The following is a 19,789-nucleotide window of genomic DNA, read 5'->3' on the forward strand; positions in this document are numbered from 1 at the left end:
CTGTTATTCAGGCATCTACTAAGTAAAAATCAAGCCGCGCAAAAAATTTGCCAAATGGTAAAGAAAAGCCCCATTTCTGACAAGGCAATTACTGGATACAAAATGGCTGAAAGCCTTGTCGGGCGCGGCATTTACCGGTGCGGCAAGTTGTCGCAACGCTAACCAGCGCCCATAAAAAACGCCCAGCTCCGAAAGGAAACTGGGCGCTTTTGAACGCAGGAGCGAATTAACGCTTCGAGTACTGCGGACGCTTACGCGCTTTACGCAGACCGACTTTCTTACGCTCAACTTCACGGGCATCGCGAGTCACGAAGCCAGCCTTACGCAGAGCAGGACGCAGAGCTTCGTCGTAGTCCATCAGGGCACGAGTGATGCCGTGGCGGATTGCACCAGCTTGACCGCTAACACCACCACCGAGAACGGTGACGTAGATGTCGAACTTCTCGACAGTCTCAGTCAGCTCCAGCGGCTGGCGAACTACCATGCGGGCAGTTTCGCGACCGAAGAAGTTTTCCAGGGTGCGGTTGTTGATCGAGATCTTGCCAGTACCTGCACGCAGGAAAACGCGAGCGGTTGCAGTCTTGCGACGGCCAGTGCCGTAATTTTGAGTCGCCGACATAATGAACTATTCCGTTAAAACTTCAGTTCTTGGGGCTGCTGAGCAGTGTGTGGGTGCACGGCACCCTTGTACACTTTCAACTTACGGTACATGTCGCGACCCAGCGGGTTCTTCGGCAGCATGCCCTTGACCGCGGTCTCGAGCACACGCTCAGGCGCCTTGGCGATCAGCTTTTCGAAGTTGATCGACTTGATGCCACCCGGGAAACCGGAGTGAGAGTAGTACATTTTGTCGGTGGTCTTAGCACCGGTCACACGCACCTGCTCGGCATTGATAACGACGATGTAGTCGCCAGTATCAACGTGCGGGGTGTATTCGGCTTTATGCTTGCCACGCAGACGGCTAGCGATTTCTGTGGCCAGACGACCCAGAGTCTGACCTGCAGCGTCGACGACAAACCAGTCGCGCTTAACAGTTTCCGGTTTAGCAGTAAAAGTTTTCATTCTTTAATAGCCTCAGGGGCCGCCCTGAAATGAGACGGCGGATCTTACTGAATAGTGCGCGCTTTGACAAGTCAAAGACAGCCAGAGACGGACGCTATCGGGGGCTCGGGTCATCACGTCCGTACGGCCAGTTCGGCAGGCTAGGCATCCCCCGCCGAAAATAGCTGCGGAATTATGCCGATTGCACGAAAAATTTCAACCTGATTCGATGCAACTTTTGCGCATGGAGATATTTATGGAACTTCGTAAGCTCGGTCGTACCGACCTGGAAGTGAGCGCTTTGTGCCTGGGCAGCATGACCTGGGGTGAGTAAAAACAGCCAGGCCTAAGCCTGGCTTTTTGCTATGCGCGCCTTACAACGAGCGCGCGATGATTTCCTTCATGATCTCGTTAGTGCCGGCATAGATCCGCTGCACCCGCGCATCCGCCCAGGCCCGCGCCACCGGATATTCCCACATGTAGCCGTAGCCACCGTGCAACTGCACACACTCATCCAAGACCTTGCACTGCAAATCGGTAGTCCAGTATTTGCACATCGCCGCGGTCGGAACGTCGAGCTTAGCTTGCAGGTGCTGCTCGAGGCAGCGATCGACGAAAACTCGCCCGATCTGCACCTCGGTGGCGATCTCCGCCAGCTTGAAACGGGTATTCTGGAAGTCACCGATGGCCTTGCCGAAGGCTTTACGCTCACGGGTGTAGTCCAGCGTCCACTGCAACGCGGCCTCGGCCGAGGCCAGGGCGCCGAGCGCCACTGTCAAACGCTCCTGCGGTAGCTCCTGCATCAGATAAGCGAAGCCCATGCCCGCCTGGCCCAACAGATTCGCCTTTGGCACCCGCACATCCTGGAAGAACAACTCGGAGGTGTCCTGCGCCTTCATGCCGACCTTCTCCAAGCGCTTGCCCTTGGCGAAGCCCGGAGTCCCCGCCTCCACCAGGAACAGACTGGTGCCCTTGGCGCCGGCCTTGGGATCGGTCTTGGCGACCACAATCACCAGATCGGCCAGATAGCCATTGGTGATAAAGGTCTTCGAGCCATTGATCACATACTCATCACCATCCAGTACGGCAGTGGTCTTCACGCCTTGCAGGTCGGAGCCCGCCCCCGGCTCGGTCATGGCGATGGCCGTGACCATCTCGCCGGAAACCAGCTTCGGCAGGTACTTATGCTTCAGCTCTTCGGAGCCGTAATGCAGGATGTACGGCGCGACGATGTCCGAGTGCAGGGAGAAACCGATGCCGCTCAGCCCCAGACGACTGATTTCCTCGATCACCACCGCGCTATAGAGAAAATCCGCGCCTATGCCGCCGTACTCCTCGGGAATATGCGAGCAGAGCATTCCGGCCTCACCGGCCTTATTCCACAGCTGACGGTCGATATGCCCATCCTTTTCCCACTGATGATGGAAAGGCACCGCCTCCTGCTCAAGGAACTTACGCACGCTGTCGCGAAAGAGCTCATGGTCAGAGCTGAACAGGGTTCTTGGGATCATGATTGCACCTGCGAGGAGACGTCTAACGCCAGGATTGGCAGGTCCAGACTGTAGGACAGTCAAACGCCCGGACGCACTGGACACATGCGACAAAAAATAAGACGATCCAGCCAGCCATTGACCACTTTCCCCTGATAAGAACAACAACCCATGCTTACCGCGCAGTCCGCCCCCCTGAAACGAGTCAGCATTCTCGCCACTGAAGGCGTGTTCGCCTCCACCCTGATGCAGGCTAAAGACTTCTTCCACATGGCCAGCCTGCGCTACGGCAGGCAACAGGGGCAGGGCCTGACACCGGCGTTCGAGATTCAACTGGTCAGCCCCGACGGCCAGCCGGTACGCAGCTTCAGCGATGTAATCCTGCCCGTGGATGGCGCGCTGGAGCCGGCCGATGTGATCATCCTCCCCGCCTACTGGGGCGACTTTGATGCGCTCTGCAGCCGCCATCCGCAAGTCCTGAGCTGGCTACGCAGTCAACACGCCGCCGGCAGCGTGCTCTGCGGCGAAGCCATGGGCGTATTCTGGATCGCCCAGGCCGGCTTGCTCGACGGCAAGGAAGCGACCACCTACTGGCGCTTCTTCCGCGAATTCGCCGAGCGCTTCCCCAAGGTGCTGCTGAATCAGGAAAAGCACCTGTCCGATGCCGACAACCTCTACTGCGCCGGCGGCACCACCTCCGCCTGCGACCTGTACATCTATTTGATCGAGCGCTTCTGCGGCGCCAGCGTCGCCCAGGCCGTAGCCCGCGACATCCTCTATGAAGTGCAACGCAACTACACGCCTGGGCGGATCGGCTTCGGCGGCCAGAAGCTGCACCAGGACGTGACCATCCTGCAGATCCAGCAGTGGCTGGAAGAACACTTCGCCGCCAAGTTTCGCTTCGAGGATGTCGCGCGCGAGCACGGCATGAGCATTCGCAACTTTATGCGGCGCTTCCAGGCCGCCACCGGCGACAAGCCGCTGCATTACCTGCAACGGCTACGGATCGAAACAGCCAAAGGCCTGCTCAGCGCCACCCGCAAGAGCATCAAGACCATCAGTTACGAGGTCGGCTACGACGACGCCAGCTTCTTCGCCCGGCTGTTCCGCCAGCACACGGAACTATCGCCCAACCAATACCGCCGGCAGTTCCAGCACAAGGACAGCCATTCCTAGGATGGGGTGGGTCGCCAGCCGCTGCGACCTATGATCGGCGCACCCCTTGCGGGAACCTCTAACAAGAACAGGTCATCGCCATGCGCCGCTATCTACTTGCCCTCCTCGCCGTCTGCAGCCTCAGCGCCGTGGCGGACGACAACTGGCAACCCTTCCCCTACGAGCAAAGCGCCTTCGACTACTCGGGCGACAAACTGCGCCAAGCCTGGCCACAGCTGATCCGTGGTTTTGGGGCCGACTATCCGTTCCCGGACGCCGCCTGGGTGGCGAGCATGGCCGCCACCTATCCGCAAGCACTGGAGCTGACCGTAACGGGCAACACCGGCTTCACCGGCAAACCGGAAGAGGCCGAGCTTTATGCCAGCAAGCTGCAAGAGGTTTGGCGCCTGATGTTTCGCGGCGATTTTGCCGAAGCGAAAAAACAGGGCCTGGCGCTCGGCGGCGGCGGGCAAATCCCGGCGATGTTCGCCCAGGTGGTGTACGCCATGTTCCTGGTAGCGAACCAGGAGGAAAAACACCGCCTGCTGGAAGAAGTGATCGACTACACCGACCAGGCCGGCAGCCTGGTACAGGCCGACACTGTTGCCCTGTTCGGCCGCGTCTATGCCAAGGCGCGCCTGGGCGAAGAGTTGTCGGTTGCGGTGGTGCTGAAACGCGGCTACACCAGCCAGATCCCCAAGGAGCTGGATGCCCTGCTGGCCAAGCAGCCGCAACAACCCTTCGCCCTCGCCCTGTATGGCGGCTATGAAGCCGGGGTGATCCGCAAGGTCGGCAAACTCGTGGGGAACATGACCTACGGAGTCAGCGCGGACAAAATGGAAACCTACTTCGCCCGCTCCTTCAAAGCCTCCGACAACCTGCCGATCGGTCACTACGAATACGCCAACGCGCTGGGTTACCTGTATGGCGAGGATGAGGAGCAGAAGATCGTCGAGCATCTCAAGCGCGCAGTGACGATCAAGCCGATCAATGCCATGGAGGCGCTGGAAGTGGCGCACGCCAAGCAGCTGCTGAAGCAATACGAGCAAAAGCTTGCGCAAAACTAAATGCGACCGAAACAAAAAAGGCTGCCCATCGGCAGCCTTTTTCATCGGCACGCACCCTAGGGCTTGTGCGCCCGCGAGAGGAACTCGTGGGACTGCATTTCCAATAGGCGACTCAGGGTCCGCTGGAACTCGAAGTTCAGCCGGCCGCCTTTGTACAGGTCCTTCAACTCGACTTCGGCCGAGAGGATCAGCTTGACGTTGCGATCGTAAAACTCGTCGACCAGGTTGATGAAGCGCCGCGCCAGGTCATCCTCGTTCACGCCCATCTGCTCGACGTTGGAGATCAGCACCGCGTGGAAAATCTTCGCCAGCTCGATGTAGTCGTTCTGGCTGCGCGGGCCATCGCACAACTCGCGAAAATCGAACCAGGCGACGTCCTCGCACACTTTGCGCGAGCGGATTTCCCGGTTTTCGATCATCAGCACTTCATTCAGCTGAGCCTGCTCGCAGTCCGGCACCAGGCTGACAAAGCTCTTGTTCAGACTGACTTCGGCGCCCTCGTTGAGCGGCCAATAGTACAGCTCGGCCTGCTCGAGGGCGCGCAGACGATAGTCGACGCCGCTGTCGACATTGACGATGCTGGTGTGCTCTTTCAGCAGGGCAATCGCCGGCAGGAAGCGCGCGCGCTGCAGACCATCCTTGTACAGGCCGTCCGGCACGATGTTCGAGGTCGCCACCAAGCTGACACCATTCTTGAATAGTTCGTCGAGCAAGGTCGCCAGGATCATCGCGTCGGTGATATCCGAGACGAAAAATTCGTCGAAGCAAATCACCCGCGTTTCCGCAGCAAAGCGCTTGGCGATCAGCGGCAACGGGTTTTTCTCACCGCTCAGGGTGGTCAGCTCTTCATGCACCCGCTTCATAAAGCGGTGGAAGTGCGTGCGGGTCTTCTGCTTGAACGGCAACGCATCGAAGAAGGTATCGACCAGATAGGTCTTGCCGCGACCGACACCGCCCCAGAAATACAGGCCCTTTACCGGCCCCGGCGATTTCGTGCCGAGCAGCTTGCCGAATAATCCGGGCTTGCTCTTCTCGCTGGCGATCAGATCATCGTAGAGCCGCTGCAGATGGCGCACGGCCGTTTCCTGCGCCGCATCATGGAAGAAATCGGGACGTTTCAGGTCCGCCTGGTATCGCGCAAGGGGAGTCATAATCGGCAGCTAGGCAACAAAAACGGGGTCGCCACTTTAGCGGCGACCCCGTTGCTTGGCAATCGGCCAGCAGTGCCGGCCGACCGATAAATCACTCCGACTGCGGTGCCAGAGCCTCGCGCAGACGCTGCATAGCGGCCTCGCAAGCAGTGGAATCGGCAAACGCCGGGCTTTCGCCAATGCTTTCAGCGTCCAGCCAGAGGGCGAACCCTTCGCCCTGCACGCGCAGATCCAGCCCACTGCCGTCCTGCAAACGCTTGCTGGCCTGACCGGCCGACTTGCCATCGGCAAAGCGCTTGGACAGCAGCAACTGTTCGCCATCGGCGGCCAACAGGCGGAAGCGGAAGCTGCCATCGTCATCGCGGAAGCTGACGAAACGTGCACCTTTGGCGGCTTTCTTCTTGCTGCCCTCGCCGACCTGCACGTTGCTGCGGAAGGAGCGCAGGCCAACGGCCTCACGCAACTCACCGAGGAACGGCGTGGCCGTCTTGCGGGCCTTCGCGGCACCGGCGAGAAGGATGTCTTCCAGGTCGGCCGGCCTCTCGATCAGCGCCTGGTAACGCTCGCGCGCCTCGCCCAGTTCGTTGTCGAGCAGCTGGAACAGGCGCTGTTTGGCTTCGCCCCAGGCCAGGCCGGCGAGCAGTTCGGCACGGAACTCCGCCTGTTGCGCCGCAGTGGCGAAGGCCTGATAGAGGGTGAACAGGTGCGAATTATCCGGATCTTTCGCCTCACCCGGAGCACGGGAGTCGGTGATGATGCGCGAGATGGCCTCCTTCAACTGCTTGGCGCTGCCAAACAGCGGGATGGTGTTGTCGTAGCTTTTCGACATCTTGCGCCCGTCGAGACCCGGCAGGGTCGCCACGCTTTCCTCGATCAAGGCCTGCGGCATGACGAAGAACTCTTTGCCCTGGCCGAACAGATGATTGAAGCGCTGGCCGATATCTCGGGCCATTTCCACGTGCTGGATCTGGTCGCGACCGACCGGCACCTTATGCGCGTTGAACATCAGAATGTCCGCAGCCATCAACACCGGATAGCTGTAGAGGCCCATGCTCACACCCGCATCCGGGTCTTCGCCGGTTTCGACGTTCTTATCCACCGAGGCCTTGTAGGCATGCGCACGATTGAGCAGGCCCTTGGCCGTCACGCAGGTCAGCAGCCAGGTCAGTTCGGGGATTTCCGGGATGTCGGACTGGCGGTAGAAGGTCACCCGCTCGGTATCCAGGCCACAGGCCAGCCAGGTGGCGGCGATCTCCAGACGCGAACGCTGAATGCGCAGCGGATCGTCGCATTTGATCAGCGCGTGGTAATCGGCGAGAAAGTAGAACGAATCCGCGTCGACCTGACGACTGGCAATGATCGCCGGGCGAATCGCCCCCGCATAATTGCCGAGGTGCGGCGTACCGCTGGTGGTGATACCGGTAAGGATACGAGTGGTCATGGCTATCGCTTATAGGGTTAGGCGCTTATCAGGCTGCAGTCAGTTCGCAAGGCGCGGCAAGACCAGATCCTTCAGTTCGGTCAGCCTGCCGTGAAAAAAGTGCCCGCATTCTGCCACTTTCAGCAACTCATGGGCACGCTCCAGGGATTCGGACCAGGCGAATACCGCTACCGGGCTGATCACTTCGTCGTTTTCCGGCTGAATCACCGTCAAGCTGCAGCGCTGGGCAAAGGCCGCATCGGCGCCGAGTCGCGTTACCGCAGGGGCGACCATAAACAGTTTATCCAGCTCAATATCCTTAGCCTCCAGACGCGCAGCCAGGGATGCCGCGACGAAGCCGCCAAAGGAAAAACCGAACAGACTCAACGGCAGTTCCGGATGCTGGGCCAGCAGCCAGTTCGCCGCGGCCTCGGCATCATCGACTTCGCCGCTCGCCATATCGTGCGCGCCGGCACTCGCCCCGACACCCCGGTAGTTGAACCGCAAGGTGGCGAAACCCGCATCGCGCGCGGTGCGCTGCAAGGTGGAGACCACCTTGTTGAGCATGGTACCGCCCTGCACCGGGTTGGGATGGCAAATCAGCGCCAGGCCTCGGGCTTCGGGCAGGTCAAGATAAAGCGCTTCCAGTGGGCCACTGGGGCCAGCGAGCAATAGAGAAACTTCACGAGTGGACAACGGGGAACTCCGTGACCCTGCACAGGGTCGACACGTCTTGGTTAAGAACCTGCTTAATCTCTGCTGCGCTTGGTGATGCGGCGTTGAAAACCGGCTCGGACTGCTCATTTACAGCTCGTAAACTCCGCGTCCTCGCCTGCTTTCGCCTTGCCTGACCTGCGCTCGCGACGAGCTTAAGCAAGTTCTAATAACTTACCTACAGGGCTTGCGTCGCGCTATACAGCGCAGGTTAGAGCCGTTAACGTAAAGCAAAGCCGTTTATAGAGGAAGGACTCGTGGAACAGACGCTCTTGGCCTGGTTACTACCGGCACTCGCCCTGCTCGCTGGCATCACCATCGGTTTCCTGGTGGCCCGCCTGGTTCCCAGCGCCGCGCCCAGCCGCACACAGCGGCAACTGGATGAGATCCAGGAACGCTTCGAAAGCTATCAGAGCGAGGTCGTGACCCACTTCAATACCACCGCCAACCTGGTGAAGAAACTCACCCAGAGTTATCAGGAAGTGCAGGAACACCTGTCCGAGGGCGCCAACCGCCTGGCCCTCGACGAGTTGACGCGCCAGCGCCTGCTCGCGGCCCTGCACAACGACGAACAGCCGGGCCCACGCGAGCGCCTGACGCCACCGAAAAGCTCCGAAGCCCCGAAGGACTATGCGCCCAAGGCGGCCGACGCTCCGGGTACGCTGGACGCGACCTTTGGCTTGAAGAAGTAAGTCGCAACGGCCATCGCCAAAACGATGGCCCAGCTGAACTGACACGCAATAAAAAGCCCCGCCGAAACGGGGCTTTTTAGTGTGCAGGCGATTAGATCGCGCCGCGGCTGCGCAACAGCTCGAGCACCAGTTTGACGCCCTCATCCAGCGAAACGCTCTGCGTATCGACCACCAGGTCGGCATTCAGCGGCACATCGTAGGGGAAGGACTCGCCGGGAATATTCTCGCCAGCGGCGGCATACAGGCCTTGCGGGTCACGCTCACGGCACGCCTGCGGCGAGGCCTGCACATAAACGGTGAGCAAGCGCTCGGCCCCGATCAGCGCCTTGGCCTGTTCGCGACCTTCCGCATCCGGCGCCACGAACGCCGCCAGGGTCAACAGACCGGCCTCATTGAACTGCCGCGCCACATGGGCGGCACGCCGCCAGTTCTCGGTACGCCCGGCACGATCCTGCGGCAAGCCCTTGTTCAGGTCGTGGCGCAGGTTCTGGCCATCCAGCACATAGACCGCGCGCCCCATATCGAACAGCTTGCGCTCCACGGCATAGGCCAGGGTGCTCTTGCCGGCACCGGACAGGCCACTGAACAGTACGGTAGCCGGCTGCTGGCCGAAACGTGCGGCACGCTCTTCGGTGGCCACATGGGCCAGCTTGCCGTGATGGCTGCCGCCTTGGGTATTCAGCGGCTCGGCGATGATCATGCCAGCGCCGACGGTGCCGTTAGTCAGGCGGTCGACGATGATGAACGCGCCCGTGGTGCGGTTGCGCTCGTAGCCATCGAGGGCGATCGGCGCATCCAGGCTGAGCTTGACCTTGGCGATCTCGTTCAGCTGCAGGCTGCTCGCCGCCCCCTCTTCCAGGGTGTTCACATCGACCTTGTGGACGATGCTGGCAATCGAGCCCGGCACATAGCTGGTGGCACGTTTGATGTCGTACTTCTTGCCCGGCAACAGCGGTTCTTCCGCCATCCACACCAGCATGGCCTCGAAGCTGTCGGTGACCCGCGGCTGGTTATCGGCATGCACCAACAGGTCGCCACGGGAGATGTCGATCTCGTCTTCCATGGTCAGGGTCACGGCCTGGCCGGGACCGGCCTGCTCCAACTCGCCGTCGAAAGTGACGATGGACTTGACCCGACTGCTCTTGCCGGACGGCAGCACCACGACCTCATCGCCCTTGTGCACGATGCCGCTGGCCAGGGTACCGGCGAAGCCGCGGAAGTTCAGGTTCGGACGGTTGACGTACTGCACCGGGAAACGCATGTCGGTGAAGTTGCGATCACCGGCGACCTCCACGGTTTCGAGAATCTCCATCAGCGATTGGCCGCTGTACCAGGGCGAGCGCTCGCTCTTGTTCACCACGTTGTCGCCCTTCAGCGCCGACATCGGCACGAAGTGGATCGAGGTCGGGTTGAGCTTGATGCGGTCGGCGAACTGCAGGTAGTCGGCCTTGATCGTCTCGAAAACGCCCTGATCGAAATCCTTCAGGTCCATTTTGTTGATCGCCACGACTATGTGCTTGATCCCCAGCAAGGAGGCGATATAGCTGTGACGGCGAGTCTGGGTCTGCACGCCGTAGCGCGCGTCGACGAGGATAATCGCCAGGTCGCAGGTCGAGGCGCCGGTCGCCATGTTGCGCGTGTACTGCTCATGGCCGGGGGTGTCGGCGATGATGAACTTGCGCTTGGCGGTGGAGAAATAGCGGTAAGCCACATCGATGGTGATGCCCTGCTCGCGCTCGGCCTGCAGGCCGTCGACCAGCAGCGCCAGGTCGATATCGTCACCTGTGGTGCCGACTTTCTTCGAGTCGCGGGTGATCGCCTCCAGATGGTCTTCGTAGATCATCTTGGAGTCGTGCAGCAGGCGCCCGATCAGGGTGCTCTTGCCGTCGTCGACGTTGCCGCAGGTGAGGAAGCGCAGCAGTTCCTTGCGTTCGTGCTGGGCCAGGTAGGCGAGGATGTCCTCGCTGATCAAATCGGACTGGTGCGACATCTTAAAAGTACCCCTGACGTTTCTTGTCTTCCATCGAACCCGCTTGGTCGTGATCGATCACGCGACCTTGGCGCTCGGACGTTCGAGTCAGGAGCATTTCCTGGATGATGTCAGTCAGGGTAGTGGCTTCGGACTCCACCGCGCCGGTCAGCGGGTAGCAACCGAGGGTGCGGAAGCGCACTTTTTTCTTCACGATGCGGGCTTTGTCCTCGTCACTCAGGTGCTCGAGGATGCGCTCATCGTCGATCAGGATCAGCGTGCCGTTCTTCTCGATCACGTCGCGTTCGGCGGCGAAGTACAGCGGCACGATGGGGATGCCTTCGAGGTAGATGTATTGCCAGATGTCCAGCTCGGTCCAGTTGGACAGCGGGAACACCCGAATCGACTCGCCCTTGTTGACCTTGCCGTTGTAGACGTTCCACAGCTCGGGGCGCTGGTTCTTCGGGTCCCAACGATGTTTGCTGTCACGGAAGGAATACACGCGCTCCTTGGCACGCGACTTCTCCTCGTCGCGGCGGGCACCACCGAAGGCGGCATCGAAGCCGTACTTGTCCAGAGCCTGCTTGAGGCCCTCGGTCTTCATGATGTCGGTATGCTTGGCACTGCCGTGGGTGAAGGGGTTGATACCCTGGGCCACGCCTTCCGGGTTGACGTGTACCAGCAGGTCCAGGCCCAGCTCTGCGACCATCTTGTCGCGGAACGAGTACATCTCCTGGAACTTCCACTGGGTATCCACGTGCATGACCGGAAACGGCAGCTTGCCGGGGAAGAACGCCTTGCGGGCCAGATGCAGCATTACGGCGGAATCTTTACCGATGGAGTACAGCATCACCGGGTTATCGAACTCGGCGGCTACCTCGCGGATGATGTGGATGCTTTCCGCCTCCAACTGTTTCAGATGCGTCAGTTTATCGAGCATGGCTACTCACGGCTTTCTCTCTGGGGAGAGCTTATTGGACGGCCTACGGGCCGTGGACGAAGGGCGCACTTTAGCACAGCGCCCTATTCTAATCAGGCGGCCATTTAGACCTAAACGATCTAGTTATATGCCGCCTAAACGGGGTTCGGGCAGTCGATAAACAGGTGCTCGATGGCAAAGCGCCGCGCCAGATAATCGCCCAACGCCTGCACGCCGTAACGCTCGGTCGCGTGGTGGCCGGCGGCGATGAAACTGATGCCATTTTCCCGCGCGCTATGCACCGTTTGCTCCGACGCCTCACCGCTCAGGTAGAGATCCACGCCTGCCGCGATGGCCTGATCGATATAGCCCTGGCCACCACCAGTGCACCACCCGATCCGCCGGATCATCTGCGACCCCTCCACCAGCAATGGCTCGCGCCCCAACACTTCTTGGACGCGGCGGGCAAAATCGCGCGCCGTCATGGGTTCCGCCAGAGAGCCGATCAACCCCACGGTGCGCGGATTTTCCGGCTCTAGCGGCCCCTCGACGACGATCTCCAACTGCCGCGCCAACTGTACGTTGTTGCCCACCTCCGGATGCACATCCAACGGCAGGTGGTAGGCCAGCAGACTGATGTCATGGCTCAGCAAGGTTTTCAGCCGGCGCTGCTTCATGCCGGTCACACAAGGATTCTCGCCCTTCCAGAAATAACCGTGATGCACCAACAGCACGTCGGCCTCGGCCTCGACCGCCGCATCCAGCAGCGCCTGGCTGGCCGTCACCCCGCTGACGATGCGCCGCACCTGCGGCCGGCCTTCGACCTGCAGGCCATTCGGACAGTAATCACTGATGCGCGCCGCATTCAGGTAACGCTCGGTTTCTTCCACCAAAGTGCTCAGGGCAATGGCCATAAGAATTCCTCACTAGAGCTGTTGCAGGCCGCTCCTTTAATTGACCAACGGCCTCTATAATGGCGCCACCTTAAGGGCCTCTCTGCGCCCTCGCAACCCTCGGGATTTTTCGATGTTCAAGGCCCTGCGTTTCCTCGGCTGGCCCCTGCTAGCCGGCGTGCTCCTAGCACTGCTGATTATTCAGTACTACCCACAGTGGGTCGGCTTGCCGCGCCAGGATGTACACATGCAGCAGGCGCCACGCTACGGCCTCGCCCAGCAGGGCCCGGTTTCTTATGCCGACGCGGTGAGCAGCGCGGCACCCGCAGTGGCCAACCTCTATACCACCAAGATTGTCAGCAAACCGGCTAACTCGCTGTTTGAAGACCCGCAGTTCCGGCGCTTCTTCGGTGACAACCTGCCCAAGCAGCGGCGTATGGAGTCCAGCCTGGGCTCGGCGGTGATCATGAGCCCGGAAGGCTATCTGCTGACCAACAACCACGTCACCGCCGGCGCCGACCAGATTGTCGTGGCGCTGAAAGATGGCCGCGAAACCCTGGCCCGAGTGATCGGCAGCGACCCGGAAACCGACCTGGCGGTGCTGAAAATAGACTTGAAGGAGCTCCCCGCCATCACCCTCGGGCGCTCGGACGCCATCAGCATCGGCGATGTGGCGCTGGCCATCGGCAACCCTTTCGGCGTTGGCCAGACCGTCACCATGGGCATCATCAGCGCCACCGGGCGTAATCAGCTCGGCCTGAATACCTATGAAGACTTCATCCAGACCGACGCCGCGATCAACCCCGGCAACTCCGGCGGCGCACTGGTGGATGCCCAAGGCAATCTGATCGGTATCAATACCGCAATCCTGTCCAAGTCCAACGGCTCACAAGGCATCGGCTTCGCGATCCCGACCAAGCTGGCGCTGGAAGTGATGCAAGCCATCATCGAGCATGGCCAGGTGATCCGCGGCTGGCTGGGCATCGAGGTCCAGCCGTTGACCCCCGAACTGGCCGAGTCCTTTGGCCTGGAAGGCCGTCCCGGGATTATAGTTGCCGGTGTGTATCGCGATGGCCCGGCGCAGAAAGCCGGGCTGCAACCGGGCGACCTGATCCTCAGCATCGACGGCGAACCGGCCAGCGATGGCCGTCGCTCGATGAACCAAGTCGCACGCGCCAAGCCGGGTGAAAAAACCAGTATCGAAGTGATGCGTAATGGCAAGCCCCTCGAGCTAATGGCCGAAATCGGTCTGCGCCCACCGCAGGCCACTAACGGCGCGAGCAAGTAACAGAAAACACGGCGCCCCAAGGCGCCGTTTTTTACTACGGACATGACCTAGCCCAGGCAAACCTTCAGCGCCTCGACCAGCGCCTGGTTCTGCGCCGGCGTGCCGATGCTGATGCGCAGGAACTGGGCGATCCGCGCCTGTTTGAAGTGCCGCACGATCACGCCCTGCTCGCGCAGGCTGGCGGCCAGCGCTGCCGCATCCTTTTGCGGATGGCGGGCGAAGACGAAGTTCGCAGCCGACGGCAGCACCTCAAACCCCAAGTCGTTCAACGCAGCGACCAGCTGCTCACGACTGTCGATCACCGCCTGGCAGCTCTGCCGAAAGTAGGCTTTGTCCTCGAAGGCCGCGGCCGCCCCGGCAATCGCCATGCGATCCAGCGGGTAAGAGTTGAAGCTGTTTTTGATCCGTTCCAGCGCCTCGATCAAGTCCGGGTGACCGACCGCCAGACCGACCCGCAGCCCGGCCAACGAGCGGGACTTGGACAGGGTCTGGGTGACCAGCAGGTTCGGGTAACGATCGACCAGCCTGATCGCGGTCGCGCCGCCAAAATCGACATAAGCCTCATCCACCACCAGCACCGAATCCGGATGGCTCTTCAGCAGTTGTTCGATGGCCTCCAACGCCAACAAGCAGCCGGTCGGCGCATTCGGGTTGGGGAAGATGATCCCGCCATTGGGCCTGGCGTAATCCGCTATGCGAATCTGGAACTGCTCATCCAGCGGCACCGCCTCGAACGGAATGCCATACAGGCCGCAGTACACCGGATAAAAGCTGTAGCTGATATCCGGGAACAGCAGCGGTTTGCCGTGCTGGAACAGACCGTGGAAGGCATGCGCCAGCACTTCGTCCGAGCCGTTGCCGAGAAACACCTGCGCCGGCTGCACGCCGTAGTAGTCGGCGATGGCCTGCTTCAGGCGCTCACCGTTCGGGTCAGGGTAAAGCCGCAGGTTGTCATTCAACTCCGCCTGCATCGCCGCCAGGGCTTTGGGCGAAGGACCGTAGGGATTTTCGTTGGTGTTCAGCTTGACCAGTTTGGCCAGCTTCGGTTGTTCGCCCGGCACATAAGGCACCAGGTCTTTAACGAAGGGGCTCCAGAATTTGCTCATGGTTCACTCACCCTTCGCTTGATTAGCAGCAATACGGTATTCGGCACTGCGGGCGTGGGCGGTCAGCGATTCGCCACGGGCCAGCACGGAAGCGGTTTTGCCCAGTTCCGAGGCGCCCTCGGCCGAGCAGTGGATGATCGACGAACGCTTCTGGAAGTCGTACACCCCCAGCGGCGAAGAGAAACGCGCGGTGCCGGAGGTGGGCAGCACGTGGTTCGGCCCGGCGCAGTAGTCGCCCAAAGCCTCGGCGGTGTAGCGCCCCATGAAGATCGCACCGGCGTGGCGAATCTGCGGCAACCAAGCCTCTGGATCGGCGACCGACAACTCCAGGTGCTCGGGTGCGATGCGATTGGCCACCTCGATGGCTTGCTGCATGTCGCGCACCTGGATCAGTGCGCCGCGACCTTCGATCGAGGCGCGGATGATCTCGGCGCGCTCCATGCTCGGTAGCAGCCGGGCTATGCTGGCGGCGACCTTGTCGAGGAACGCGGCATCCGGGCTGAGCAGAATCGCCTGGGCGTCTTCGTCGTGCTCGGCCTGGGAAAACAGATCCATGGCGATCCAGTCCGGATCGGTCTGGCCATCACAGACCACCAGGATTTCCGAGGGCCCGGCGATCATGTCGATGCCGACCTTGCCGAACACATGACGCTTGGCGGTCGCCACATAAATGTTGCCCGGGCCGACGATCTTGTCCACCGGCGGCACGCTCTCGGTGCCATAGGCCAGCGCCGCCACCGCTTGCGCCCCGCCGATGGTGAACACCCGATCGACCCCTGCGATGCAGGCGGCCGCCAGGACGATTTCATTGATCTCGCCACGCGGGGTCGGCACCACCATCACCACTTCCGGCACGCCGGCAACCTTGGCCGGGATGGCGTTCATCAACACCGAGGACGGATAAGAGGCCTTGCCACCCGGCACATACAGCCCCGCGCGATCCAACGGCGTGACCTTCTGCCCTAGCACCGTGCCATCGGCTTCGGTATAGCTCCAGGAGTCCTGCTTCTGCTTCTCGTGGTAACTGCGCACGCGCTCGGCGGCGACTTCCAGCGCCTGGCGCTGCGCCGCGGTGATGCGCGTCAGCGCCAGCTCCAAACGCTCGCGTGGCAGGATCAGATCCGCCATGCAAGCGACGCTGAGGCCATCGAAACGCTGGGTGTACTCCACCAGCGCCGCATCGCCGCGTTCACGTACCGCGGCGATGATCTCCAGCACGCGCAGATTGACCGACTCGTCGGACACGCTTTCCCAGCTCAGCAGATGATCCAGATGACGAGCAAAGTCCGGGTCAGCAGCGTTGAGTCGGCGGATAGCAGTGGAAGCGGTCATAGCGGGCCTCAATAGATTGGCGATTGCTCGGGCGTCGCTAAGGCTACCAAAGCCTGCCGTGGCGACGCCCGAGAAATTGGCTATGGCACGGGTAGGCAGGTGCGGCGTGAAGCCGCACCAGGTATTAGCGTCGGTGGCCGAACCAGGCCGCTGCTGCGCTGCCAATCATGACGGTCATTTGGACTCGACAGCCTCACGCAGGGTATCGATCAGCGCCTGGATACGGGCGTGCTGCATCTTCATCGAGGCCTTGTTGACGATCAGCCGCGAACTGACGTGAGCGATCAGTTCCTGAGCTTCCAGGCCGTTGGCTCGCAAGGTATTGCCGGTGTCGACCACGTCGATGATCTTGTCCGCCAATCCCACCAGCGGCGCCAACTCCATCGAGCCGTACAGCTTGATCACCTCGACCTGACGACCCTGCTCGGCGTAGTAGCGCTTGGCGACGTTGACGAACTTGGTCGCTACGCGCAGGCGCCCTTTCGGCTCCGGCACGCCTACCGCACCGGCGGTCATCAGCTTGCACTTGGCAATCTGCAGATCCAGCGGTTCGTACAGGCCTTGGCCGCCGTATTCCATCAGCACATCCTTGCCGGCCACACCGAGATCGGCGGCGCCATGCTCGACATAAGTCGGCACGTCGGTGGCACGCACGATCAGCAGGCGCACATCCTCCTGCGTGGTCGGAATGATCAGCTTACGGCTTTTGTCCGGATTCTCGGTCGGCACTATGCCCGCCTTGGCGAGAAGCGGCAGGGTGTCGTCGAGAATCCGGCCTTTGGATAGGGCGATGGTCAGCATGAAACACGGTGTCCTTAGAGACTCGCCCGATCAAGGGCTATGCACAACTACAACAGCCGGAGCTAAGCGTAGGTTGGTGCTGAACGTAGCGAAGCCCAACACTGTCGCGTCCATCGATGAGCGCAGGTTGGGCTTGGGCTTTGTTGCGGCGCCGACCTAGCCCGGTACGCGACGAATCTTCGCACCGAGTAACTGCAGCTTTTCTTCGATGCATTCGTAACCACGGTCGATGTGGTAGATGCGGTCGATCAACGTGTCACCCTCGGCCACCAAGGCGGAAATAACCAGGCTGGCGGAGGCCCGCAGGTCAGTCGCCATCACCGGAGCGCCCTTCAAGGACTGCGTACCCGTGACTATGGCCGTGTTGCCTTCGACCTGGATCAACGCACCCATGCGAGTCATTTCATAGACGTGCATAAAGCGGTTTTCGAATACGGTTTCGATCACCGTGCCGGTTCCTTCGGCTATCGCATTCAGCGCGATGAACTGCGCCTGCATATCGGTGGGGAACGCCGGATAGGGCGCGGTACGCAGGTTCACCGCCTTCGGCCGCTTGCCTTTCATGTCCAACTCGATCCAGTCAGGGCCGGTGGTGATTTCGGCGCCCGCCTCCTGCAGCTTCGACAGCACGGCTTCAAGAATGCTCGGATCGGTGTCTTTCAGTTTGACCCGACCGCCGGTCGCGGCCGCAGCCACCAGATAGGTGCCGGTTTCGATACGGTCAGGCATCACGTTGTAACGCGCGCCGCCCAAACGCTTAACCCCATCGATGATGATGGTGTCAGTCCCGGCGCCCTGAATCTGCGCGCCCATGGCGATCAGGCAGTTGGCCAGATCGACCACTTCCGGCTCGCGGGCGGCGTTTTCCAGCACGCTGCGGCCGTTGGCCAGGGTGGCGGCCATCATGATGTTTTCGGTGCCGGTCACGCTGACCGTATCGAAGAAGAAGTGCGCGCCACGCAGGCCGCCTTCTGGCGCCTTGGCCTTGATGTAGCCGCCTTCCACGTCGATCTGCGCGCCCATGGCTTCGAGGCCGCGGATGTGCAGGTCAACCGGACGCGAGCCAATGGCGCAACCGCCTGGCAGCGCGACTTCGGCCTCACCGAAGCGCGCGACCATGGGGCCGAGCACCAGGATCGAGGCGCGCATGGTTTTCACCAACTCATAGGGCGCGATCAGGGTCTTGATGGTACGCGGATCGATTTCAACGCTGAGCTTCTCGTCGATCACCGGCTCGATACCCATGCGCCCGAACAGCTCGATCATGGTGGTGATGTCGTGCAGGTGCGGTAGGTTGCACACGGTGACTGGCGCATCGGCCAGCAGGGTCGCGGCCAGGATCGGCAGGGCGGAGTTCTTCGCCCCGGAGATGCGGATTTCGCCATTCAGGCGAACGCCACCGGTAATAATCAATTTATCCATAGGAGTCTCGTCGCCCGTGGGCTTAGGAACGCTCGGCCCAAGCGGCGCGGCTGAAGAATTTCATGGTGACCGCGTGGATGCTGCCATCGGCAATCCAGGCGTTCAGGTGGGCATAGATCTGCTGTTGACGCTTAACCGGACTCAAACCAGCCAACTCGTCACTGATCAGATTCAGCTGGAAGTTACAGCCTTCGCCTTCCACTTCGACCTGAGTATCCGACAGCTTTGCCTCTAGGAGGTTTTTTACTTCTACGGCCTGCATGCTTAACCTCAATCGGCGCCCTACGCGCGCGGGTCGGCCATCATACAAAAAAGCCCCCCGCCTGCGAACCCCGGATTGCGGAACACTGACGGAGGGCCTTATGCACTGACTCAAGCGTCCAGCGGTAACAGCTCGGTCAACCCGGACACTTGCGCGATCTGGCGCATTTCGATCGGCAGTGCGCGCACGGTCAAGGTTTTGCCGGCCGACTGGGCAACCCGCATGAAGGCCAGCAACAGTGACAGACCAACACTACTCGAGTGCACCACCGCCGCGCAGTCCAGCACCAACGCAGTAGGCTCGGCGGCACGAATCAAGCGTTCGCCCTCTGCCCGCAACAACGGCCCGGAACGAAAATCGAGCACTCCCGCCAAGTGCAGCACACCGTCCGCCGCCTGGCGAATAGTGGCATCACTCATGACCGGCAGCCTGCTGGCCGGCATCGGTGCTTTTGGCGTTAGCCACCACTTGCGCCCAACCGTTGATGGTCTTGTCGAGATCGTTGTCATTTTTCTGCATGGCATCCGCGAACTGATCACGGAACAGCTTGCCGATGTTGATGCCGTTGATGGTCACGTTACGCAACATCCATTCGCCCTTGACCTTCGTCATGGTGTAGCTCACCGGGTAGACCGTGCCCTTACTGTCGCGCACTTCCATGTTCACACTGGTGCGCTCGGGGTCGGACTGCTTGCCGGAAGCCGGCAGGACACGAATATCCTGGTTGTTGTATTCCAGCAAGGCATTGCCATAGAACTGCATCAGGCTGCGCTTGAAGTTTTCCTGAAAACGCTTCATCTGCTCGGGAGTCGCACCGCGCGAGTATTTGACCGTCATGATGCTGCGCGAAATGCCATCCGCATCCACCACCGGGCCGATAATGCGATTCAAGGAGTCATAGAACTCGCTTGGATTGCTGCGGTACTGCTCTTTATTGGCCTTCAAGTCGTTCAATAGCTCATCCGTTGTCTGCTGCACCAGCTCCTGCGCCGAAGGTGCAGCCAGGACAAACAACGGGAAAACCGCCAGCAGGACCAGCAGGCCGCGTCGTAGAGCGTTAACCATGG

20 protein-coding genes and 1 pseudogene are annotated in these 19,789 nt (G+C 60.9%); 5 read left to right on the forward strand and 16 right to left on the reverse strand.

Annotated features, from left to right (window positions below; genetic code table 11):
* Window positions 1-226: 226 nt before the first annotated feature.
* Complete coding sequence (gene rpsI, locus FFS13_RS05695; protein ID WP_122452435.1) at window positions 227-619, reverse strand: 30S ribosomal protein S9; 393 nt, start codon at window positions 617-619, stop codon at window positions 227-229.
* A gap of 14 nt (window positions 620-633) precedes the next feature.
* A complete protein-coding gene (gene rplM, locus FFS13_RS05700; protein ID WP_119952216.1) occupies window positions 634-1,062 on the reverse strand; it encodes a 50S ribosomal protein L13 in 429 nt (142 codons plus the stop codon).
* Between the two features lie 235 nt (window positions 1,063-1,297).
* Here rplM and FFS13_RS19995 point away from each other — a divergent pair.
* Window positions 1,298-1,372, forward strand: a pseudogene (locus FFS13_RS19995) (hypothetical protein); the annotation flags it as partial.
* Window positions 1,373-1,415: 43 nt separating this feature from the next.
* Here FFS13_RS19995 and FFS13_RS05705 read toward each other — a convergent pair.
* Window positions 1,416-2,552 (reverse strand): acyl-CoA dehydrogenase family protein, encoded by a 1,137-nt coding sequence (locus tag FFS13_RS05705; protein ID WP_137818140.1) that lies wholly within the window; start codon window positions 2,550-2,552, stop codon window positions 1,416-1,418.
* A gap of 249 nt (window positions 2,553-2,801) precedes the next feature.
* On the opposite strand from FFS13_RS05705, the gene FFS13_RS05710 reads away from it, so the two are divergent.
* Together FFS13_RS05710 and FFS13_RS05715 are read left to right on the forward strand one after the other, a co-directional pair.
* Entirely contained in the window at window positions 2,802-3,707 is a 906-nt protein-coding gene (locus FFS13_RS05710) for a GlxA family transcriptional regulator (protein WP_171006435.1), read from the forward strand.
* Window positions 3,708-3,787: 80 nt separating this feature from the next.
* Window positions 3,788-4,753, forward strand: coding sequence for a hypothetical protein (locus tag FFS13_RS05715; protein WP_137818142.1), 966 nt, complete (start codon window positions 3,788-3,790; stop codon window positions 4,751-4,753).
* 56 nt (window positions 4,754-4,809) lie between these two features.
* Here FFS13_RS05715 and zapE read toward each other — a convergent pair whose 3' ends face one another.
* From zapE to FFS13_RS05730, 3 genes are all read right to left on the reverse strand, one after another.
* A complete protein-coding gene (gene zapE / locus FFS13_RS05720) occupies window positions 4,810-5,904 on the reverse strand; it encodes a cell division protein ZapE (protein ID WP_137818143.1) in 1,095 nt (364 codons plus the stop codon).
* 91 nt (window positions 5,905-5,995) lie between these two features.
* A complete protein-coding gene (locus FFS13_RS05725; protein ID WP_137818144.1) occupies window positions 5,996-7,345 on the reverse strand; it encodes a tryptophan--tRNA ligase in 1,350 nt (449 codons plus the stop codon).
* 39 nt (window positions 7,346-7,384) lie between these two features.
* On the reverse strand, window positions 7,385-8,020 hold the full coding sequence (locus FFS13_RS05730) for an alpha/beta hydrolase (protein ID WP_256657826.1): 636 nt from the start codon (window positions 8,018-8,020) through the stop codon (window positions 7,385-7,387).
* Window positions 8,021-8,295: 275 nt separating this feature from the next.
* On the opposite strand from FFS13_RS05730, the gene FFS13_RS05735 reads away from it, so the two are divergent.
* Window positions 8,296-8,730, forward strand: coding sequence for a YhcB family protein (locus FFS13_RS05735; RefSeq protein WP_137818146.1), 435 nt, complete (start codon window positions 8,296-8,298; stop codon window positions 8,728-8,730).
* Window positions 8,731-8,821: 91 nt separating this feature from the next.
* Here FFS13_RS05735 and cysN read toward each other — a convergent pair whose 3' ends face one another.
* From cysN to FFS13_RS05750, 3 genes are all read right to left on the reverse strand, one after another.
* Window positions 8,822-10,720: a sulfate adenylyltransferase subunit CysN gene (cysN, locus tag FFS13_RS05740; protein ID WP_137818147.1), complete on the reverse strand. Its 1,899-nt coding sequence runs from the start codon at window positions 10,718-10,720 to the stop codon at window positions 8,822-8,824.
* Window position 10,721: 1 nt separating this feature from the next.
* Window positions 10,722-11,639, reverse strand: a complete 918-nt coding sequence (gene cysD, locus FFS13_RS05745; RefSeq protein WP_137818148.1) for a sulfate adenylyltransferase subunit CysD — start codon at window positions 11,637-11,639, stop codon at window positions 10,722-10,724.
* A 134-nt stretch (window positions 11,640-11,773) separates the two neighbouring features.
* Window positions 11,774-12,532, reverse strand: a complete 759-nt coding sequence (locus tag FFS13_RS05750) for a Nif3-like dinuclear metal center hexameric protein (RefSeq protein WP_137818149.1) — start codon at window positions 12,530-12,532, stop codon at window positions 11,774-11,776.
* 112 nt (window positions 12,533-12,644) lie between these two features.
* Here FFS13_RS05750 and algW point away from each other — a divergent pair, with 112 nt between their 5' ends.
* Entirely contained in the window at window positions 12,645-13,799 is a 1,155-nt protein-coding gene (algW, locus tag FFS13_RS05755; RefSeq protein ID WP_137818150.1) for a Do family serine endopeptidase AlgW, read from the forward strand.
* 47 nt (window positions 13,800-13,846) lie between these two features.
* Here the strand turns inward: algW and hisC are convergent, their stop codons facing one another.
* The 7 genes from hisC to FFS13_RS05790 all read right to left on the reverse strand — a co-directional run bounded on the left by hisC (window position 13,847) and on the right by FFS13_RS05790 (window position 19,787).
* Window positions 13,847-14,905 (reverse strand): histidinol-phosphate transaminase, encoded by a 1,059-nt coding sequence (hisC, locus tag FFS13_RS05760; protein ID WP_137818151.1) that lies wholly within the window; start codon window positions 14,903-14,905, stop codon window positions 13,847-13,849.
* 3 nt (window positions 14,906-14,908) lie between these two features.
* Window positions 14,909-16,237, reverse strand: a complete 1,329-nt coding sequence (gene hisD, locus FFS13_RS05765; RefSeq protein WP_137818152.1) for a histidinol dehydrogenase — start codon at window positions 16,235-16,237, stop codon at window positions 14,909-14,911.
* A 174-nt stretch (window positions 16,238-16,411) separates the two neighbouring features.
* Complete coding sequence (hisG, locus tag FFS13_RS05770) at window positions 16,412-17,038, reverse strand: ATP phosphoribosyltransferase (RefSeq protein WP_119952231.1); 627 nt, start codon at window positions 17,036-17,038, stop codon at window positions 16,412-16,414.
* A gap of 156 nt (window positions 17,039-17,194) precedes the next feature.
* Window positions 17,195-18,460, reverse strand: a complete 1,266-nt coding sequence (murA, locus tag FFS13_RS05775; protein WP_137818153.1) for a UDP-N-acetylglucosamine 1-carboxyvinyltransferase — start codon at window positions 18,458-18,460, stop codon at window positions 17,195-17,197.
* A gap of 22 nt (window positions 18,461-18,482) precedes the next feature.
* On the reverse strand, window positions 18,483-18,722 hold the full coding sequence (locus FFS13_RS05780; protein ID WP_137818154.1) for a BolA family protein: 240 nt from the start codon (window positions 18,720-18,722) through the stop codon (window positions 18,483-18,485).
* A 110-nt stretch (window positions 18,723-18,832) separates the two neighbouring features.
* Window positions 18,833-19,141 carry a lipid asymmetry maintenance protein MlaB gene (locus tag FFS13_RS05785; protein WP_137818155.1) on the reverse strand — a complete coding sequence of 103 codons (309 nt, stop codon included), beginning with the start codon at window positions 19,139-19,141 and terminating at the stop codon, window positions 18,833-18,835.
* Window positions 19,134-19,787, reverse strand: coding sequence for a phospholipid-binding protein MlaC (locus tag FFS13_RS05790; protein ID WP_137818156.1), 654 nt, complete (start codon window positions 19,785-19,787; stop codon window positions 19,134-19,136). Before FFS13_RS05790 ends, FFS13_RS05785 begins: the two co-directional genes overlap by 8 nt.
* Window positions 19,788-19,789 lie beyond the last annotated feature (2 nt).

The organism is Pseudomonas sp. 2FG (assembly GCF_005502935.1).
Classification (GTDB): domain Bacteria; phylum Pseudomonadota; class Gammaproteobacteria; order Pseudomonadales; family Pseudomonadaceae; genus Aquipseudomonas.

Bases quoted from the DNA above. Each gene is read 5' to 3' on its own strand.
- rpsI (WP_122452435.1), bottom strand. From the start codon at position 619: ATGTCGGCGACTCAAAATTACGGCACTGGCCGTCGCAAGACTGCAACC.
- rplM (WP_119952216.1), bottom strand. From the start codon at position 1,062: ATGAAAACTTTTACTGCTAAACCGGAAACTGTTAAGCGCGACTGGTTT.
- FFS13_RS05705 (WP_137818140.1), bottom strand. From the start codon at position 2,552: ATGATCCCAAGAACCCTGTTCAGCTCTGACCATGAGCTCTTTCGCGAC.
- FFS13_RS05710 (WP_171006435.1), top strand. From the start codon at position 2,802: ATGGCCAGCCTGCGCTACGGCAGGCAACAGGGGCAGGGCCTGACACCG.
- FFS13_RS05715 (WP_137818142.1), top strand. From the start codon at position 3,788: ATGCGCCGCTATCTACTTGCCCTCCTCGCCGTCTGCAGCCTCAGCGCC.
- zapE (WP_137818143.1), bottom strand. From the start codon at position 5,904: ATGACTCCCCTTGCGCGATACCAGGCGGACCTGAAACGTCCCGATTTC.
- FFS13_RS05725 (WP_137818144.1), bottom strand. From the start codon at position 7,345: ATGACCACTCGTATCCTTACCGGTATCACCACCAGCGGTACGCCGCAC.
- cysN (WP_137818147.1), bottom strand. From the start codon at position 10,720: ATGTCGCACCAGTCCGATTTGATCAGCGAGGACATCCTCGCCTACCTG.
- cysD (WP_137818148.1), bottom strand. From the start codon at position 11,639: ATGCTCGATAAACTGACGCATCTGAAACAGTTGGAGGCGGAAAGCATC.
- FFS13_RS05750 (WP_137818149.1), bottom strand. From the start codon at position 12,532: ATGGCCATTGCCCTGAGCACTTTGGTGGAAGAAACCGAGCGTTACCTG.
- algW (WP_137818150.1), top strand. From the start codon at position 12,645: ATGTTCAAGGCCCTGCGTTTCCTCGGCTGGCCCCTGCTAGCCGGCGTG.
- hisC (WP_137818151.1), bottom strand. From the start codon at position 14,905: ATGAGCAAATTCTGGAGCCCCTTCGTTAAAGACCTGGTGCCTTATGTG.
- hisD (WP_137818152.1), bottom strand. From the start codon at position 16,237: ATGACCGCTTCCACTGCTATCCGCCGACTCAACGCTGCTGACCCGGAC.
- hisG (WP_119952231.1), bottom strand. From the start codon at position 17,038: ATGCTGACCATCGCCCTATCCAAAGGCCGGATTCTCGACGACACCCTG.
- murA (WP_137818153.1), bottom strand. From the start codon at position 18,460: ATGGATAAATTGATTATTACCGGTGGCGTTCGCCTGAATGGCGAAATC.
- FFS13_RS05780 (WP_137818154.1), bottom strand. From the start codon at position 18,722: ATGCAGGCCGTAGAAGTAAAAAACCTCCTAGAGGCAAAGCTGTCGGAT.
- FFS13_RS05785 (WP_137818155.1), bottom strand. From the start codon at position 19,141: ATGAGTGATGCCACTATTCGCCAGGCGGCGGACGGTGTGCTGCACTTG.
- FFS13_RS05790 (WP_137818156.1), bottom strand. From the start codon at position 19,787: ATGGTTAACGCTCTACGACGCGGCCTGCTGGTCCTGCTGGCGGTTTTC.